The organism is Sinomonas sp. T428B (genome assembly GCF_056780155.1).
On record NZ_JBRAZR010000001.1, the window covers coordinates 632,796 to 649,308 of the forward strand.

Genomic DNA, 16,513 nt, shown 5'->3' on the forward strand with positions numbered 1-16,513 from the left:
AGCCTATCCGTAACATCGTTTTGTAACAGCGTTACGGAAACCGGTAACGGCGGGAGGGCAAGAAGGAGGGGCTGTGGAACAAGAGGTCTTCCCGGGGCGCTTCACAGCAGAGCCGGGGCGCGATTCCGTGACCGTGTTCCTCATCGGGATGCGCGCCAACAGGTGGTGGAAGCTCGGGACGGTGATGCGCGTGGCCTCGGCGATGCCGCGCATGCTCCGGTATCTCGCCACGCAGCCGGAGGCGGGAATGCTCGGGTTCCACCAGTGGTTCGGGCGCACCACGCTGCTCGTGAGCTACTGGGAGAGCGCCGAGCACCTCATGCGCTTCGCGGCAGACCGGGAGGCGCCCCACCTCGAGCCGTGGCGCCGCTTCACGAAGACGGTCGCCGGCACAGGCGACGTCGGGGTGTGGCACGAGACGTACCAGGTGCCGGCCGCCGGGATCGAGACGATCTACAGCGGGATGCCGCGGTTCGGCCTCGCGCGGGCGACGGGGCACGTCCCCGTGGGCCCGGGGACGGCCACGGCCAGGCAGCGCCAGCATGCCGCCGGCGCCCGCGCCCTGAAGGAGGCCCAGGCCCGCGCCGAGGGCTGACGCCGGACCCGGCCGGGCGCCGTCGTCCGCTCAGTCCGCGAGGGCGAGGGAATCCCGCCAGCGGCGCAGGAACGCGAGCCCGGCGTCGTCGTGGATCACGTCATCGTCGAGGCCGAGGTATGCGGCGGTGAGCACCTCGTACGGCTTGTCCGGGACGCCGTCCGCCGGGCGGACGTCCACGTGGCTGACGAGGTGGTCGTTGTGGTGCAGCCAGTCCGCCATGGCGTAGTCCGTGCGGGAGTCCCCGACGGTGTACCAGGCCACGGGCACGATCCCGTCCCGGCCGAGCAGCTCGCACGCGCGGCTCGCGCCGAGGTCCTTGCCGAGCCGGACGGACTCGATGTCCGTCGAGATGATGGTGGGGTCCACGCGGTAGTCCACCGTGTCGTCGCTTCCGGGCACGTGGTGGTCCAGGCGCACGACGCCGAGATCGTGCCGCGCCATGACGGCCATCGCGTCGGTGTCGAAGCGCTGCTGCTCCTCGCGGTAGTCGGAGTTGGCGACCTCGACGAGCTGCTCGACCGAGACCATGGCCCGCTTCGTCTCGTCGAAGAACATGTGTCCCGCGTAGCGCTCGGCCACGAGGGCGCGGATGTCGTCCGCGTAGGAGGTCGGGACCGCGAGATCGTGGTCCACGTGGACCATGCCCGGGCCGCGTGCGGAGAACGAGAACCACGTCGCGCCCTTCTCGCAGATCGCGTGGACCGTGACGCCCTCGGGCATCCCGGCGGCGAGCATGGGCTTCATGACCTGCTCGCGGATGAACGTGTCCGAGCGGCCAGTGTTGAAGATGATCGGGATGCCCGCGCTGCCCAGCTCGCCCAGGAGCTCGATGATCTCGGGCTTCACGTCCCGGGTCACCGGGCTCGCGATCGGGCCGTCGACGTCGAGCAGCAGGGCGAAGGCGGGGCTGGCGTTCATGGCCCCATTCTGGCAGCGAGTAACCGTTTGGCCACAATGCGCGGGGCATCGAGGGAGGCACTGACGCGAGCCGCGGCCGGGAATAATCTTGTCAGGTGATCTTCAAAGCGGTGGGCGAGGGACGTCCGTACCCGGAGCATGGCTACAGCTCGCCCAAGGACTGGGCGTCCCTCCCGCCCCGGCCGGTCCGGCTCGACGAGCTCGTGACGACGAAGCGCACGCTCGACCTCGAGGCGCTCCTGGCTGAGGACTCGACCTTCTTCGGCGACCTCTTCCCGCATGTGGTCCAGTACCGGGGAGTGCTCTACCTCGAGGACGGGCTGCACCGCGCCGTCCGTACGGCCCTCCACCAGCGCACCGCGATCCACGCCCGCGTCCTCGATCTCGACCAGTGAGGCCTGCATGTCCCGCAAGCCCAAGGACCTGAGCGTCCATCACGGCCACCGCGTGGTCTCCTGGAAGGAGCTCCGCTCGAAGTTCCCCGACGAGGAGCCGGCAGCCGAGGACCGCCCCCGCATGTGGCGCCACCTCCGCCACCGAGCCGTGATCATCCTGCTGGCCCTCATCGTGGTGGCCGCGGCGGGGACGGCCCTGGCCGTCATCACCGGCCTCATCCGCCTGCCAGACGCGGCCGAGGCCCCGAGCCTCGCGCCCTGCCCCACGGGCACCTACGACTACCTCCCGCCCGAGCAGGTCAGCGTCAACGTGCTCAACGCGGCCGGGCGGGAGGGGCTCGCGCGGGAGGTCGCCGATCAGCTCATCGAGCGGAAGTTCGCCGTGGGGAACGTGGGCAACGAGCGCTACTTGACCGAGGCGACCGCCGTGATCCGGGGCGGCTTCGCGGGGGAGCCTGCGGCCTTCACCCTCCAGCGCAACGTCCCCGGAAGCGTCTTCGTTCGGGACGAGCGCGGCGACGCGAGCGTGGACCTCATCCTCGGGCCCGGCTACGAGGCCCTCGCGGACCCGGGACTCGTCGACCAGACGCCGGGCACGATCTCCTGCACCGCCCCGACCCATACGGCAACGAAACCCGTGCGCTGAGCCGGATCCGGCCCTGCCCGCGCTCAGCGGCGCACGGGCCTGCCCTCGGCATCGAAGCGCGCGCCCACGCCGAGCTGGATGAAGCGCACGGTGGCCGCCGTGCGGCGCTCGGCATCGTCGTCGTCCGCCGCGCCATCCTCGCCGCGCCCGCGGTCCGCGCTCGCGGTGAGCGAGCCGTGGACGAGGCGGACGAGCTCCTCGACGTCCGCCTGCGGCAGGTAGCCCTCGGCCATCGCGTCGAGCAGGATCTGCGTCAGCAGGGCGTTGAGCTCGCCGACGTGGTCGCCGAGCTTGGCGAAGGACGACGGCGAGAGCACCGCCCGCATCGCCGGCCCCGGGGGGAGGTGGCGGCGGGAGAGGTCCTCGACCTGGGCCCGGATGTAGACGGCGAGCCGGTCGATCGGGTTCTCGAGGCTGCTGAGCTCGGCCTTGAGGTCGGCGAGGAAGCGGCCCGTCTCGTCGAGTGCGTACCCGATGAGGAGCTCCTCCATGTCCGCGTAGTAGTTGTAGACGGCGGTGCGCCCGACGCCAGCCTGACGGGCGACGTCGGTCATGGTCAGGCCGGGGAGTCCGCGCGTGAAGAGCAGCTCGCCGAAGGCGTCCAGGATCCGGCGCTGCGTGAGCGCGCGCTGTGCTGCATTGGACTCGGCCTGTATGCGGGGCATGTTCACATTTTATGTCGGTGTGTCAGTAAACACCCGTCATGGCGCCGCATGTCGCCGTGACGGCATACGTCAAGGGCGGATCCTTTGACACTGCTGGGGCGTCCGAGACACTGAACGGATGCGGCCGCCGCGGCCGCTAGCACAACTGAAGACGCCGATGATCCGGGGCGGGAGAGTCCCGCCGGCGCGGCCAGCGGGTGCCGTAGGAGCAAATCCTCCCCAGGAATCTCTCAGGCCCGCGTACCGCCGCGGTGAGGCACCTCTGGAAAGCAGCCCACCAGGGCTCACCGACGGTGCAAGCGGACGCCAGCAGGTCCGCGGAAACTCCGTCCCGACCGAGGGCGTCGTCGCGAAGGTCGCGGCCGCCGTCCCCGAGCTCGGCCCTCACGGTCGCGTGCCTGCCGCACCATGGGATCGAGCCGACCTCGGACACATCGCTCCGCCTCGCCGACCTCGGCTACCGGGTGGTTCCGCACCTCGCCGCCCGCAGCATCGGCGAGCGCCCCCGCCTCGCCCGGATGATCGCGGACTTCGAGGCCGCGGGAATCACCGAGGTGTTCGCCATCGGCGTCGCCGGCTATCCCGAGGGGCACCCCGACCGCACGGGCGCCGAGCTCCTCGACGCGCTCCTGGCCAAGCAGCACCTCGCCTCGAGCGTCGTCACCCAGATGTGCTTCTCCGCCGCCGCGATCACGGACTAGGTGGCGCTCCTTCGCGGTGAAGGCGTGGACCTGCCCGTGTGGGCGGGCGTGGCGGGCCGTGTGCCACGGGCGCGGCTCGTCGCGCTCGCGGCCAAGATCGGCGTCGGCCAGTCGCTGACGTTCCTCAGCCGCAAGGGGCCCCTGGCCCGCCGGCTCCTGAGCGGCGGGACCTACTCGCCGGAGGGGCTCGTGGCGGAGCTCGAGGCGGCACGCGCGGAGCTTGCGGGGATCCACCTCTTCACGTTCAACAGCATCGGCTGAGGAGGCCGCAGGCCGCGATCTACCTCGCGGTGTGTCCCGTGGCTACGCTGGGCACGTGCTCCAGCTCAGGGCGACTGGATTGATCATCGCGCTGGCCGCCGCGGGCCTCACGTCATGTGCCGGCCAGCCATCCGCCCCGCCATGCTTCCCGCCGGAGTACACCGTGACGCCGGACAGGGCCGCCGCGGGGCAGCGCGTGACGGTATCGGCCCCCGACGCGACGTGCGACCCCCGCTACGGCGGCGGCGCGCGGATCGAGGTCACCTTGGTCGACGCCCAGGGTCGGACCCTCGTGCGGGAGCTCGCCCCCATGCGCGACGCCGGCGGGTTCCGCCTCGAGGTCGTCGTTCCCGCGGGTGCGGTGCCGGGTCCCGGCCACGTGTCGGCATACCCGTACGGCCTCGACTGGTGCGACGACACGGGGAGGAACAACCGCGTCGGGCGGGCGGCGGGCACGATGGCGGGGCGGCCCGGCGCCGTCGTCCTGGCCTCGTGTGCGGCCCGGGAGGTGCCGCTCACGATCCTGCCGTGAGCGGCTCCGACCCCGAAAACGCGGGATGGCGTTGAGGTCCGTACCCGAAAGGGTCAGGCCTGGCTGCTGAAGGCGGCGTCGAAGGATTGGCCGCTCGGGGCGAAGTCGAACTTCTTGAGCGCCGCCAGGGCTTCGGGGGCGCCGACGAGGCGGTCCATGCCCGCGTCCTCCCATTCGACCGAGATCGGGCCGTCGTAGCCGATCGCGGTCAGGGCGCGGAAGCAGTCCTCCCACGGCACGTCGCCGCGGCCGGCGGAGACGAAGTCCCAGCCGCGGTGCGGATCGCCCCAGGGCAGGTGCGAGGAGAGGATCCCGGCCCGGCCGTTGCCCATCCGCATGCGCGTGTCCTTGCAGTCCACGTGGTAGATCCGGTCTGCGAAGTCGGTGATGAATGCGACCGGGTCCAGGCCCTGCCACACCATGTGCGAGGGGTCCCAGTTCAGGCCGAACGCCTCGCGGTGCCCGATGGCCTCGAGGGCCCGCTGGGTGGACCAGTAGTCATAGGCGATCTCCGAGGGGTGGACCTCGTGCGCGAAGCGCACGCCGCACTCGTCGAAGACGTCCAGGATCGGGTTCCACCGGTCGGCGAAGTCCTGGAAGCCGGCCTCGATGACGTCCGCGCCGACGGGCGGGAACATGGCGATGTACCGCCAGATGCTCGAGCCCGTGAAGCCCACGACCGTCTTCACGCCGAGGGCCTTGGCCAGGCGGGCGGTGTTCTTGAGGTCCTCGGCGGCGCGCTGGCGCACGCCCTCGGGGTCGCCGTCGCCCCACACAGCCGAGCCGACGATCGCCTTGTGGCGGAAGTCGATCGGGTCGTCGCACACAGCCTGGCCCTTGAGGTGGTTGGAGATCGCGAACAGCTTGAGGCCGTGCCGGGCGAGGATGCCGAGGCGCTCGGCGACGTAGGCGCCGTCGTCCCAGCGGGAGGCATCAAGGTGCTCGCCGGAGACGGCGATCTCGAGGCCGTCGTAGCCCCAGCCAGCCGCGAGCTCGGCGACCTCCTCGAGCTTGAGGTCGGCCCACTGGCCAGTGAACAGGGTGAACGGGCGGGTCATGATGCTCCTCTCGGGCGGGGTGGGCTCGGGTGGGTGGGCGGCGGGTCAGACCTGCACCGCTGCGGACTTGGCGGCGGCGGACTCCTCGATCGCGGCCAGAACCCGCTGGACCTGCAGGCCCTCCTCGAAGGAGGGGCTCAGGGGCGAGCCGTCGCGGATGGCGGCGAGGAAGTCCCGCGCCTGGTGCGTGAAGGTGTGCTCCCAGCCGATCATGTGGCCCGGCGGCCACCACGCTCCTGCATACGGGTGGCTGGGCTCGGTCACGACGATCCGGCGGAACCCGGCCTCCTCGGCGGGGGCGGTCGCGTCGAGGAACTCGAGCTCGCCGAGGCGCTCGAGATCGAACGCGAGCGCCCCGGCGGAGCCGTAGACCTCGATCCGCAGCGAGTTCTTCCGCCCGGTGGCGACGCGGGAGGCCTCGACCGAGGCGACCGCGCCCGAGGCGAGGGACAGCGTGGCCCACGCGGCGTCGTCGACCGTCACGGCTTCTGCACCGCCTGGCCCTGGCCGCTGGCCCACAAAGGTGTGAAGGCGCCCGGACGCCTCCGTGACGGTGTCCCCCGTGAGGAACTGGACCTGGTCGATCGCGTGCGAGGCGATGTCCCCGAGCGCCCCCGACCCGGCGGTCTCCTTCCGGAGGCGCCACGTCATGGGCGCCGTCGCGTCCGCGAGCCAGTCCTGAAGGTACGACGCGCGGACCTCGCGGACGGTGCCGAGCCGGCCCTCGGCGATGAGCCGCTTCGCGTAGGCCAAGGCGGGCACGCGGCGGTAGTTGAACCCGACCATCGAGACCACGCCGCGCTCCCGGGCCGCCTGCGCGGCGGCGACCATGCGCTCGGACTCCTCGATCGTGTTCGCGAGCGGCTTCTCCACGAGCACGTGCTTGCCCGCCTCGAGTGCCGCGATGGCGATCTCGGCGTGCAGCCAGCCCGGCGCGCAGATGTCCACGATGTGCACGTCGTCCCGGGCGATCACCTCGCGCCAGTTCGTGGCCGACTCGGCCCAGCCGTAGCGGGCCGCGGCCCCGGCGACCTCGTCGGCGTTGCGGCCCACGAGGACCCTCTGCTCCACCGTCGGGACGTCGAAGAAGGCGGAGACGTTCCGCCACGCGTGCGAGTGCGCCTTGCCCATGAACGCGTAGCCGACGGCCGCGACACCCAGCGGCCGGACCTCGGGCCGGGCCGCGCTCACGCGCGCACCCCGCCGAGCGTGGCTTCCGTCGGCGCCCAGTCCTCGGGCAGGGGCGGGGACGGCGGCGCGCTGCTGGCGACCTCGGTGAAGGCGCCGGAGTCGACGGACTCGGAGATCGAGACCATCGCATCGAGGACGTGGTAGGCGAGCTGGCCCGTCGCGCGGTGCGGGGTCCCCCTGCGGATCGAGCGTGCCATGTCGAGCACGCCCATGCCGCGGCCGTCGGCCGGCCCGGTGGCGCGGATGGAGGTCCACTCGGTCTCCCCGGTGCGGCAGATCTGCAGCTCGCCCGTGAAGTAGTTCGGGTCCGGGAGCGAGAGGGTGGCCTCGGTGCCCGTGATCTCGACGAAGCCCATGCGCATGCGGGGCGACTCGAAGCTGAAGATGCTGTGCGAGGAGGCGCCGCCCTCGAACTGGGCGAGCGTGCTCACGTGGGTGGGGACCTCGACCTCGAAGGACTCGCCTGCCTTGGGGCCGGTGCCGATGACGCGCGTGGCCTTGGCCGTGGACCCGAGCGCCGCGACGCGGCGGATGCTGCCGAACGTCTGGACCAGGGCCGTGAGGTAGTAGGGGCCCATGTCGAAGAGCGGGCCCGCGCCGCGCTGGAACAGGAACGAGGGGTTGGGGTGCCAGGACTCGGGGCCCGGGGTCTGGAAGACCGTCTGGGCCGTGAGGGGCACGCCGATGTCGCCACGCTCGATCACCCGGCGGGCCGTCTGGAGCCCGGCCCCGAGGAAGGTGTCCGGCGCGCAGCCGAGCCGCAGCCCGGCGTCGTCTGCCTCCCTCAGCAGCCCGAGCCCGCTCTCGCGGTCGAGGGAGAACGGCTTCTCGCTCCACACGTGCTTGCCGGCGCGCACCGCCGCGGTGGCGACCTCGACGTGGGCGGCGGGGATGGTGAGGTTGACGATGATCTCGACGTCCGGGTGCGAGAGGGCGAGCTCGGGGGCGCCGTGCTCGGCGATGCCGTACTCCGCTGCGCGCGCCGCGGCCGCCTCGGGAAAGAGGTCCGCGACGACGTGGACTTGGAGGTCCGGGAAGCGCGTGAGGTTGTCGAGGTACTGCTTGCTGATGTTTCCGGCGCCGATGACGGCGACGCCGACGGGGCCGCGGCTCATCGGGCACCCGCCTGGAGGTAGCGCAGCGAGGCCTCGACGCCCTCGAAGATGTCCCCCGCGTAGGAATCGAACTCGACGACTCCGACCTCGAGGGCCTCGGCCGCGTCGAGGACGGCACAGAGGTCCATGGCGCCCTGGCCGGCCGGCAGCTGCGCCGACGTGTCGGTGGAGATGGGGCCGTCCTTGAGGTGGAGGGCGATGACGCGCTGGCCGAGCCGGCGCACGAGCGCGGCCGGGTCCTGCCCGCCGACCGCGGCCCAGTAGGCGTCCACCTCGAGGACTACCTCGGGATCGAGGAGCGAGGCGAAGTACTCGAGGGCCGTCGTGCCCTCGATCGTGGACTCGAGCTCCCACGCGTGGTTGTGGTACCCGACGCGGAGGCCGTGCTCCGCGGCCTCCTTCGCCGCGGCATTGAGCCGCTCGGCCGTGCCGCGGATCGTCTCGGCGTCCTGCCAGTGCTCCGCGGGGATGTAGGGATCGATCACGGTGCCGATGCCGAGCTTGACCGCGGCGGCGAAGACCGCGTCCTGGTCCGTGCTGAGCAGGGGCGCGTGGGCCGTGGGCGCGGACAGCCCGTGCTCGGCGAAGCCGGCCGCGAGCTCGTCGGTGCGGGCCACGAAGTCGTACGGCTCGACCTGCGTGTACCCGATCTGCGCGAGCCGGCCGAGGGTGCCTTGGAGGTCCGCGGCCACGGCGTCGCGGACCGTGTAGAGCTGGACGGAGTAGCTGGTCACAGATGTCCCTTCGTCAGGAGATTCTCCCGGCGGCCTGCCATGGCCCGCGCCGGCGTGATGCTGCTCACCAGACTAGGACCCCTTTTGTCGATGGACAAGCAAAAGTTGATTCTGGACGATCAGAAGTGCCCCGTGGGACACTGGGGCGCATGCCGAACCACGACGACGCCGCGCGCGACGCCGCCGAGCTGAGCCCGGCGGAGAGGGTCTTCGCGGCGCGGGCGGGTGACCTCTTCCAGCTCCTGCGGGACGGCCGGCCGTGGACGAGGGCGGAGCTCGCGGGCACGACGGGGCTCGCCCGCTCGACGGTCGCGGGACGCGTGGACCTGCTCATGCACACTGGCTTCGTCGTCTCCGTCGGCGAGGCGCTCTCGAGCGGCGGCCGCCCGCCGTCGCGCTTCGCCTTCCACCGGCAGGCCCGGACCATCCTCGCGGCCGACGTCGGCGCGAGCCACGTGCGCGTGGCCCTCACCGACCTCGGCGGGACGGTCCTCGCCGAGGAGCGCGCGCAGAGGCCCGTCGCGGACGGCCCCGAGGCCGTCCTCGGGCATGTCGTCGAGACGGGAACGCGCCTCATGGCCGACGCCGGCTGGCCCCGCACCCGGCTCGCGGGCGTCGGGATCGGCCTGCCCGGGCCCGTCGAGCACTCGACCGGACGGCCGGTCAAGCCGCCGATCATGCCCGGCTGGGACGGCTTCGACGTCGTCGGCTTCGTGCAGGACTCCTTCGCCGTCCCCGTCCTCGTGGACAACGACGTGAACATCATGGCGCTCGGCGAGCGGGCCGGCTTCTGGCCCGACGTCGACGACCTCCTCTTCGTCAAGGTGGCCACAGGCATCGGCTCGGGCATCATCTCGAGCGGGCAGCTCCAGCGCGGCGCCGACGGGACGGCGGGCGACCTCGGCCACGTGCGCGTGGCGAGGGGCGACGGCGTGGTGTGCCAATGCGGGAACATCGGATGCCTCGAGGCGGTCGCCTCGGGGACGGCGGTGGCCCGGGCCCTCACTGCCCAGGGCGTCGCCGCCGCGAGCGGCGCCGACGTCGTCGCGCTCGCCGCCGACGGGAGCCTGCCCGCTGTCCAGGCCCTGCGCCAGGCCGGGCGGGACATCGGCGAGGTCCTCGCGACGTGTGTGAACCTGCTCAATCCGGCCGTGATCGTGATCGGAGGCTCGATGGCCGCGGCGGGGGAGCACGTCATGGCGGGCGTGCGTGAGGTCGTCTACCACCGCTCGCCGCCGCTCGCGACGACGAACCTGCGCGTCGTCCTCTCCCGGGCGGGCGAGCGCGCCGCCGTCATGGGCGCGAGCCAGCTCGTGGCCCAGCACGTCCTCTCCCCGGCGGGCATCGAGGCCGCCCTTGCCGGCAGTTCAGGCGCCTCCGTCGGCGCCGGCTGATTCGGCGCGGCTCGGCGCGTAGGGCCGGCACGACGGGGTAAGAGGCGCCTGAGTCGCACGACACGGAATCAGAGGCCATGCGCCGAACACTGCCGACCAGTGCCGATCAAGGAGGAACCATGCGCGCGCTCGAACAGTATGCGGACCTGCTCAGGGGGGAAGGTCCGTGGTGCACGATCCACGCTGATGTCAGCACTGGCACCGTGGACAGCCTCGAGGCCACGGACGTCCTCGGGGACAACGTCGCGAAGGCGCTCGCCGACGCGGGCGCGGACAAGGCGAGCACGACGGCGGCCGGGCGGCTCACGTGGGCTGCCAAGGGGATGCCCGCCCCGGTCTCGCGCTTCGTCGTCATCGGCGGCGGCGAGGTCGTGGTCAACGAGGTCCTTCCCGGGGCGCCGCCCACGGGGACTCTCGTCGACGTCGGGCCGATCCCCGACCTCATGCCGCTCGCCGTGCACCTGGGCGGGGACCTCGTCTACCTCGTGGTCGAGGCCGAGCGGGCAGACGCCGAGATCCGCCGCCACCGGGCCTCGGAGGGGGGCGCCCTCGACGTCCAGGAGCTGCACGGAACGACCGAGAACCTCACGAAGGTGCCCTCCGGCGGGTGGTCCCAGGGCCGGTACCAGCACCGCACCGAGGAGATCTGGCGGCGCAACGGGGCCGACGTCGCGCGTGAGGTCGACGCACTCGTCGCCGACGGCAGCGTGGCCCTCGTGGTCCTCGCGGGAGACGAGCGGGCGCAGGAGAAGATCCGCGACGCCCTCGGCGAGCGGGCCCGCAGCCTCCTGCGCACCGTGGACATGAACTCCGCCGCGCCCGGCGCGGACCGCGAGCGGTTCCAGCATGAGGTCGGCCTGCTCGTCGCCGAGGCCGCGGCCAGGCGGCAGGCCCGGGTCCTCGAGCGGACGGCCGAGGGGAACGGTGCGCTCGGCGCCCGGGGCTGGGGCGAGACCGTCGCGGCGCTCCAGCAGGCGCGGGTCGACACGCTGTTCCTGGACCCCGACGGGGTCGCGGACCGCTCGCTGCTCGCGCTCGGGGCGCAGCCGTGGATCGCCCTGCACGAGGGCGAGAGCCTCAACGCTCCGATCCTCGGCCGGGCCCGGCCCGCCCCGGCGCTCCTGCGCGCGGCCGTGCTGACGGACGCGGACACGGTCCTCGTGCCGAAGGGCGTGCTCGGCACGGGGCACGGCGTCGGGGCGCTCCTGCGCTGGGAGTGATCCTGCGCTGGGAGTGATCTGCCGGGGGAGCCGGCCGGGCCCGTGACAGGCCCTTCACGCGGTGCGGCCGCCTGCGTACGCTCGTTGGCAGGGAGGTGATGCTGCATGAACGCAGTGCAAGGAGACCGCATCATTATCCACGGCCGGACCGTCGGCGCCGCCGACAGGCACGGCCAGATCATCGAGGTGAAAGGCGAGAACGGCGAACCGCCGTACCTCGTGAAGTTCGACGACGGGCACGAATCCGTCGTCTTCCCCGGCGGCGACTTCGCCGTCGAGAAGCCGCACTAGGCTTGAGGCCCGGCGCCGGCTCAGGCCAGGCGCCGGGCCTTGAGCACGGTGTCGGTCAGCACCGCCGTCTGCCCTTCGGGCCCTGTCGCGACACGGCCCTCGCTGCTGCCCGTCTCGACCGCCCACTCCGAGGGCCGCAGCCCGAGGGAGGCCGCGAGCTCCTGAGCCGAGGGCAGCCCGCCCTCCGGGGCGGGGTGGCGCGACCACGGCGGGAAGGCCCCGTGCCCGACGACGAACAGCAGGCCGCCCGGTGCGACGGCCCGTGTTGCCGCGAGCAGGATGTGCTCGCGCGGCAGCTCGACCGGAGAGTGCAGGAAGAGGGCCGCGACCAGGCTGTACTGCGCCTCCGGCTCCCACGTCGCGAGGTCGCGGTGGAGCCACGTCACGCGGTCCCCGACGCCCGCCTTTGCCGCGTGCTCGGCCGCTCGGCCCAGCGCGACGGGGGAGATGTCGACGCCGGTCACGCGCCACCCGCGGGATGCGAGCCAGATCGCGTCGGCCCCCTCGCCGCAGCCGAGGTCGATCGCAGTGCCGGGCGCGAGCATGCTGAGCTCGCGCACGAGCGCCGCGTTCGGCTTCCCGCTCCAGACCTGCTCGCGCTCGCGGTAGAAGCCGTCCCAGAACTCCGAGGGACGCGGGGTGGGGCCATGCGCAGGGTGCTCGTGATCGTCCATGCACGACTCCTATCGGGTCGGCCGATCCCGTGCAAGGCCCCGCGCGGGGGGACTAGCAGCCCTCGGGGCCGCAGGCCTGCCCGTCCAGTCCGGAGCCGCCGTCGTCCGCGGAGTCATGTGCGGCTCCGCCGCCAGCAGCGCCGACCATGACGAGCGGGTTGGCCTCGGCCCACGCCGTCTCGAGCGCCTGGGCGAAGAGCTCGGGGGACTGCGCCCCGGAGATCCCGTACCTGTTGTCCAGGACGAAGAACGGCACGCCCTGGATGCCGAGGGCCCGCGCGTGGGCGATGTCGGCGCGCACGGCGTCGGCGTGCTGGTGGGAGTCGAGGGCAGCCTCGACCTCGGCGGCGTCGAGCCCGGCGGCGGCGCCGATCCCGACGAGGACCTCCCGGCTGCCGATGTCGAGCCCGCGCTCGAAGTGGGCCGAGAGCAGCTCCTCCTTGACGGCGTCGGCCGTCGAGCCGGAGCCCCCCGCGGCGGCGTCGTGCTCCCGGGCGTGGTGGATGAGCTCGTGCCCAGCGAAGGAGTTGGCGACGACGATCCGCCCGAAGTCGTAGTCGAGGCCCTCGGCGGCGGCCACCCGGGTGACGTGGTCGAACATCTGCCGGACCTGCTCGGCCGCCAGGCCCTTGCGCTCGCTGAGGTAGTCCAGCTCCGTCCCGTCGTAGTGCTCGGGCAGGGAGGGGTCGAGCTGGTAGCTGTGCCACGTCACGGTGACCTGGTCGCGGTGCGGGAACCCGGCGAGGGCCTTCTCGAAGCGGCGCTTGCCGATGAAGCACCACGGGCAGGCGATGTCGGACCAGATGTCTACGTTCATGGAAGCTTCAAGTTCTTCCGGCCAGGGAAGTATTCCCGGCCCCGCACGTGCCGAGGGGCTGCCCCCGCGCAGCACCACTACGCGGGAGCAGCCCCTCGGCGTTCCTCCCCGTTGCCCTGCCCCCGTCCTTCGGGGTGCGTGTTGCGATTCCGCGCGCAGGGAATGGGAAAGCCTCTAGGCCGCGGCGAACTGCCGCTCGGGCAGGCCGGCCTCGAACTCGTCCTCCTTGCCCGCCGTCTCGCACAGGTAGCGAGCGTAGGCCGGCATCGTGAGGAAGGTCGGGAACTCGGCCCCCAGGGCGCACTCCTCGAAGAGCTCGCGGGCGTCGCGGAAGCGGTCGCCGTCGAAGCGCTCGAGCTTGGCGAACTCCTCGTCGAGGATCTCCTCGACCCAGTGCCGGGTCACGATCTCGCCCTGGTCCGTGATGGCCCGGGAGTAGATCCACTGCCAGATCTGCGAGCGGGAGATCTCTGCGGTCGCGGCGTCCTCCATGAGGTTGTGGATCGCGACGGCGCCGGAGCCGCGCAGCCAGGCTTCGATGTAGCGGATGCCGACCTCGATGTTGTTGCGGATGCCGGCCTCGGTGATCGTGCCCTCGCACGTGCTCAGGTCGATGAGCGCGCGGTCGTCGGCGACGACGTCCTCGCGCAGGCGGTCGATCTGGTTCGGCCGGTCGCCGAGGACGGCGTCGAACACCTCGCGCGCCACCGGCACGAGGTCCGGGTGGGCCACCCAGGAGCCGTCGAAGCCGTCGTTGGCCTCGCGCTGCTTGTCGGCGCGGACCCTCTCGAAGGCGATCGCGTTGACCTCGGGGTCCTTGCGGTTCGGCACGAAGGCGGCCATGCCGCCGATCGCCATCGCCCCGCGGCGGTGGCACGCGCGCACGAGCTGCTCGGTGTAGGCCCGCATGAACGGCTGGGTCATCGTGACCTGGCCGCGGTCCGGGGTCACGAAGCGCGGCCCGCGGGTGCGGAAGTTCTTGATGATCGAGAAGATGTAGTCCCAGCGGCCCGCGTTGAGCCCGGCCGCGTGGTCGCGCAGCTCGTAGAGGATCTCCTCCATCTCGAACGCGGCCGTGATGGTCTCGATGAGCACCGTCGCCCGGATCGTGCCCTGCGGGATGCCGAGCAGGTCCTGGGCGAGGATGAAGATGTCGTTCCAGAGGCGCGCCTCGAGGCGGTTCTCGATCTTCGGCAGGTAGAAGTAGGGGCCGTGGCCGAGCGCGAGGAGGCGCTTGGCGTTGTGGAAGAAGAACAGGCCGAAGTCCACGATGCCGCCCGCGACCGGCTTGCCGTCCACGAGCATGTTCTTCTCCGGCAGGTGCCAGCCGCGCGGGCGCACCACGATCGTGGGGCGCTCGGCGAACGGGCGGAGGCGGTACTCCTTGCCCTCGGGCGACGTGAAGTCGATCCGGTCCTCGAGCGCGTCGATGAGGTTGATTTGCCCGCGGACCACGTTGCGCCACGACGGCGTCTGGGAGTCTTCCATGTCCGCCAGCCAGACCTTCGCGCCCGAGTTGAGGGCGTTGATCGTCATCTTCCGGTCCACCGGGCCCGTGATCTCGACGCGGCGGTCCGTCAGGCCGGGCGCCGGCGGGGCGACGCGCCAGTTCGGGTCGTTGCGGATCTCCGCGGTCTCGGGAAGGAACCGCGGGTCGACGCCGCGGGCGATCTCCGCCCGGCGGGCGTGGCGGGCCTCGAGGAGCTCCTGGCGGCGCTCGGCCGTGGCCCGGTGCAGGCGGGCGATGAACTCGAGCGCGTCGGGGGTGAGGACCTCGTTCTGGCGCGCCATCGGCTGTGCGGTGAGCGTCACGCCGTTGATGCTGAAGGTGTCGGTGAAGCTGTTCATGGCGGGTCTCCTGGGTGAGTACGACGGCGGTGTGCAGCTCGCGCAAGCTGCACACCGGCGTCGTCGGCCTATGCCGAAACTGTGCTGTGCCGTAGCGGCTAGTGGAACTGGCCCTCTTCGGTGGATCCCACGAGGGCGAGGGTGCTGGCGTTCGGGTTCAGCGCCGTGGAGACCAGATCGAAGTAGCCGGTGCCCACTTCGCGCTGGTGCTTGGTTGCGGTGTAGCCGCGGTCTTCGGAGGCGAACTCGCGCTCCTGGAGGTCGACGTACGCGCTCATCCCGGTGCGGGCGTAGCCGTGGGCGAGGTCGAACATCGAGTAGTTGAGGGCGTGGAAGCCCGCGAGCGTGATGAACTGGAACTTGAAGCCCATCGCGCCCAGCTCGCGCTGGAACTTCGCGATCGTCGCGTCGTCGAGGTGCTTCTTCCAGTTGAACGACGGCGAGCAGTTGTAGGCGAGCATCTGGTCCGGGAACTCGGCCTTGACGGCCTCGGCGAACTTCCTGGCCAGCTCGAGGTCCGGGGTGCCCGTCTCCATCCAGATGAGGTCCGAGTACGGGGCGTAGGCCTTGGCGCGGGCGATGCAGGGCTCGACGCCGTTGCGGACCCGGTAGAAGCCCTCCGCCGTCCGCTCACCCGTGATGAACTCCCGGTCGCGCTCGTCCACGTCCGTCGTGATGAGGGTCGCGGCCTCGGCATCGGTGCGGGCGATGATGACGCTCGGCACGCCGGCGACGTCGGCGGCGAGCCGAGCAGCATTGAGGGTGCGGATGTGCTGCTGGGTCGGGATGAGCACCTTGCCGCCCAGGTGGCCGCACTTCTTCTCGGAGGCGAGCTGGTCCTCCCAGTGAACGCCCGCGGCGCCGGCCTGGATCATGGACTTCATGAGCTCGTAGGCGTTGAGCGGGCCGCCGAAGCCGGCCTCGGCATCGGCCACGATCGGGACGAGCCAGTCCTCGACGCTCTGCTTCCCCTCGGAGAACTCGATCTGGTCCGCGCGCTGGAGCGCGTTGTTGATCCGGCGCACCACGGCGGGCACGGAGTTCGCGGGGTAGAGCGACTGGTCGGGGTAGGTGTTGCCCGAGAGGTTGGCGTCCGCGGCGACCTGCCAGCCGGAGAGGTAGATGGCCTTGAGGCCGGCCTTGACCTGCTGGACGGCCTGGTTGCCGGTGAGGGCGCCGAGGGCGTTGATGTAGCCCTTGCCGTCGGCTCGGCCCTCGGTCACGGCCTTCCACAGCTTCTCCGCGCCGCGGCGGGCCAGCGTGTGCTCCTCGGGGACGCGGCCCCGCAGCTTGACGACGTCCTCGGCGGTGTAGTCACGGGTGATGCCGTCCCAGCGGGGGTCGGCGGACCACTCGAGCGCCAGGGCCTCGGCCTGCTGCTCGGGGGTCTGGTTCGGGGCCTCGAACGCTGCGGTCATGGCGGTCTCCTTCGACTCGTGGGTGCCAGTGGCTTCT

General features: G+C 71.9%; 19 protein-coding genes and 1 riboswitch. Of the genes, 9 read left to right on the forward strand and 10 right to left on the reverse strand.

Annotated elements, in window-relative coordinates:
• Positions 1-73: 73 nt before the first annotated feature.
• On the forward strand, positions 74-595 hold the full coding sequence (locus ACUYMY_RS02985) for a DUF4188 domain-containing protein (protein ID WP_481702156.1): 522 nt from the start codon (positions 74-76) through the stop codon (positions 593-595).
• A gap of 30 nt (positions 596-625) precedes the next feature.
• On the opposite strand, the gene ACUYMY_RS02990 is transcribed toward ACUYMY_RS02985, so the two are convergent.
• Positions 626-1,516 carry a Cof-type HAD-IIB family hydrolase gene (locus ACUYMY_RS02990; RefSeq protein ID WP_481702157.1) on the reverse strand — a complete coding sequence of 297 codons (891 nt, stop codon included), beginning with the start codon at positions 1,514-1,516 and terminating at the stop codon, positions 626-628.
• Positions 1,517-1,611: 95 nt separating this feature from the next.
• Between ACUYMY_RS02990 and ACUYMY_RS02995 the strand changes: the two genes are divergently transcribed.
• Together ACUYMY_RS02995 and ACUYMY_RS03000 are read left to right on the forward strand one after the other, a co-directional pair.
• The gene (locus ACUYMY_RS02995) at positions 1,612-1,911 is read left to right on the forward strand and encodes a type II toxin-antitoxin system VapB family antitoxin (protein WP_481702158.1); all 300 of its coding nucleotides are present in this window, start codon (positions 1,612-1,614) and stop codon (positions 1,909-1,911) included.
• A gap of 7 nt (positions 1,912-1,918) precedes the next feature.
• The gene (locus tag ACUYMY_RS03000; protein ID WP_481702159.1) at positions 1,919-2,557 is read left to right on the forward strand and encodes a LytR C-terminal domain-containing protein; all 639 of its coding nucleotides are present in this window, start codon (positions 1,919-1,921) and stop codon (positions 2,555-2,557) included.
• A 23-nt stretch (positions 2,558-2,580) separates the two neighbouring features.
• Here ACUYMY_RS03000 and ACUYMY_RS03005 read toward each other — a convergent pair whose 3' ends face one another.
• The gene (locus tag ACUYMY_RS03005; RefSeq protein WP_481702160.1) at positions 2,581-3,222 is read right to left on the reverse strand and encodes a TetR/AcrR family transcriptional regulator; all 642 of its coding nucleotides are present in this window, start codon (positions 3,220-3,222) and stop codon (positions 2,581-2,583) included.
• A 158-nt stretch (positions 3,223-3,380) separates the two neighbouring features.
• Positions 3,381-3,478: riboswitch (glycine riboswitch) on the forward strand.
• A 208-nt stretch (positions 3,479-3,686) separates the two neighbouring features.
• Between ACUYMY_RS03005 and ACUYMY_RS03010 the strand changes: the two genes are divergently transcribed.
• Genes ACUYMY_RS03010 through ACUYMY_RS03020 form a run of 3 tightly spaced genes read left to right on the forward strand, consistent with a single transcriptional unit; the run spans position 3,687 to position 4,716 of the window.
• A complete protein-coding gene (locus tag ACUYMY_RS03010) occupies positions 3,687-3,923 on the forward strand; it encodes a hypothetical protein (protein WP_481702161.1) in 237 nt (78 codons plus the stop codon).
• 24 nt (positions 3,924-3,947) lie between these two features.
• Positions 3,948-4,184, forward strand: coding sequence for a hypothetical protein (locus tag ACUYMY_RS03015; RefSeq protein WP_481702162.1), 237 nt, complete (start codon positions 3,948-3,950; stop codon positions 4,182-4,184).
• Positions 4,185-4,239: 55 nt separating this feature from the next.
• On the forward strand, positions 4,240-4,716 hold the full coding sequence (locus ACUYMY_RS03020) for a hypothetical protein (protein WP_481702163.1): 477 nt from the start codon (positions 4,240-4,242) through the stop codon (positions 4,714-4,716).
• 53 nt (positions 4,717-4,769) lie between these two features.
• On the opposite strand, the gene ACUYMY_RS03025 is transcribed toward ACUYMY_RS03020, so the two are convergent.
• From ACUYMY_RS03025 to ACUYMY_RS03040, 4 genes are read right to left on the reverse strand one after another with little or no spacing between them, the layout of a single operon-like run.
• The gene (locus tag ACUYMY_RS03025) at positions 4,770-5,774 is read right to left on the reverse strand and encodes a sugar phosphate isomerase/epimerase family protein (RefSeq protein ID WP_481702164.1); all 1,005 of its coding nucleotides are present in this window, start codon (positions 5,772-5,774) and stop codon (positions 4,770-4,772) included.
• Between the two features lie 45 nt (positions 5,775-5,819).
• Positions 5,820-6,965, reverse strand: a complete 1,146-nt coding sequence (locus ACUYMY_RS03030; RefSeq protein ID WP_481702165.1) for a Gfo/Idh/MocA family protein — start codon at positions 6,963-6,965, stop codon at positions 5,820-5,822.
• A complete protein-coding gene (locus ACUYMY_RS03035) occupies positions 6,962-8,080 on the reverse strand; it encodes a Gfo/Idh/MocA family protein (protein ID WP_481702166.1) in 1,119 nt (372 codons plus the stop codon). Before ACUYMY_RS03035 ends, ACUYMY_RS03030 begins: the two co-directional genes overlap by 4 nt.
• A complete protein-coding gene (locus tag ACUYMY_RS03040) occupies positions 8,077-8,814 on the reverse strand; it encodes a sugar phosphate isomerase/epimerase family protein (protein ID WP_481702167.1) in 738 nt (245 codons plus the stop codon). Before ACUYMY_RS03040 ends, ACUYMY_RS03035 begins: the two co-directional genes overlap by 4 nt.
• 149 nt (positions 8,815-8,963) lie before the next feature.
• Between ACUYMY_RS03040 and ACUYMY_RS03045 the strand changes: the two genes are divergently transcribed.
• From ACUYMY_RS03045 to ACUYMY_RS03055, 3 genes are all read left to right on the forward strand, one after another.
• Positions 8,964-10,208 carry an ROK family transcriptional regulator gene (locus ACUYMY_RS03045; protein ID WP_481702168.1) on the forward strand — a complete coding sequence of 415 codons (1,245 nt, stop codon included), beginning with the start codon at positions 8,964-8,966 and terminating at the stop codon, positions 10,206-10,208.
• Positions 10,209-10,327: 119 nt separating this feature from the next.
• Positions 10,328-11,428, forward strand: a complete 1,101-nt coding sequence (locus ACUYMY_RS03050; protein WP_481702169.1) for a baeRF2 domain-containing protein — start codon at positions 10,328-10,330, stop codon at positions 11,426-11,428.
• A gap of 105 nt (positions 11,429-11,533) precedes the next feature.
• A complete protein-coding gene (locus ACUYMY_RS03055; RefSeq protein ID WP_481702170.1) occupies positions 11,534-11,719 on the forward strand; it encodes a DUF1918 domain-containing protein in 186 nt (61 codons plus the stop codon).
• Between the two features lie 20 nt (positions 11,720-11,739).
• On the opposite strand, the gene ACUYMY_RS03060 is transcribed toward ACUYMY_RS03055, so the two are convergent.
• The 4 genes from ACUYMY_RS03060 to aceA all read right to left on the reverse strand — a co-directional run bounded on the left by ACUYMY_RS03060 (position 11,740) and on the right by aceA (position 16,476).
• Positions 11,740-12,393, reverse strand: coding sequence for an SAM-dependent methyltransferase (locus ACUYMY_RS03060; RefSeq protein ID WP_481702171.1), 654 nt, complete (start codon positions 12,391-12,393; stop codon positions 11,740-11,742).
• 52 nt (positions 12,394-12,445) lie between these two features.
• Entirely contained in the window at positions 12,446-13,210 is a 765-nt protein-coding gene (locus ACUYMY_RS03065; RefSeq protein ID WP_481702172.1) for a DsbA family oxidoreductase, read from the reverse strand.
• 174 nt (positions 13,211-13,384) lie between these two features.
• Complete coding sequence (aceB, locus tag ACUYMY_RS03070) at positions 13,385-15,058, reverse strand: malate synthase A (protein ID WP_481702173.1); 1,674 nt, start codon at positions 15,056-15,058, stop codon at positions 13,385-13,387.
• Positions 15,059-15,156: 98 nt separating this feature from the next.
• Entirely contained in the window at positions 15,157-16,476 is a 1,320-nt protein-coding gene (gene aceA / locus ACUYMY_RS03075) for an isocitrate lyase (protein WP_481702174.1), read from the reverse strand.
• Positions 16,477-16,513: the final 37 nt, after the last annotated feature.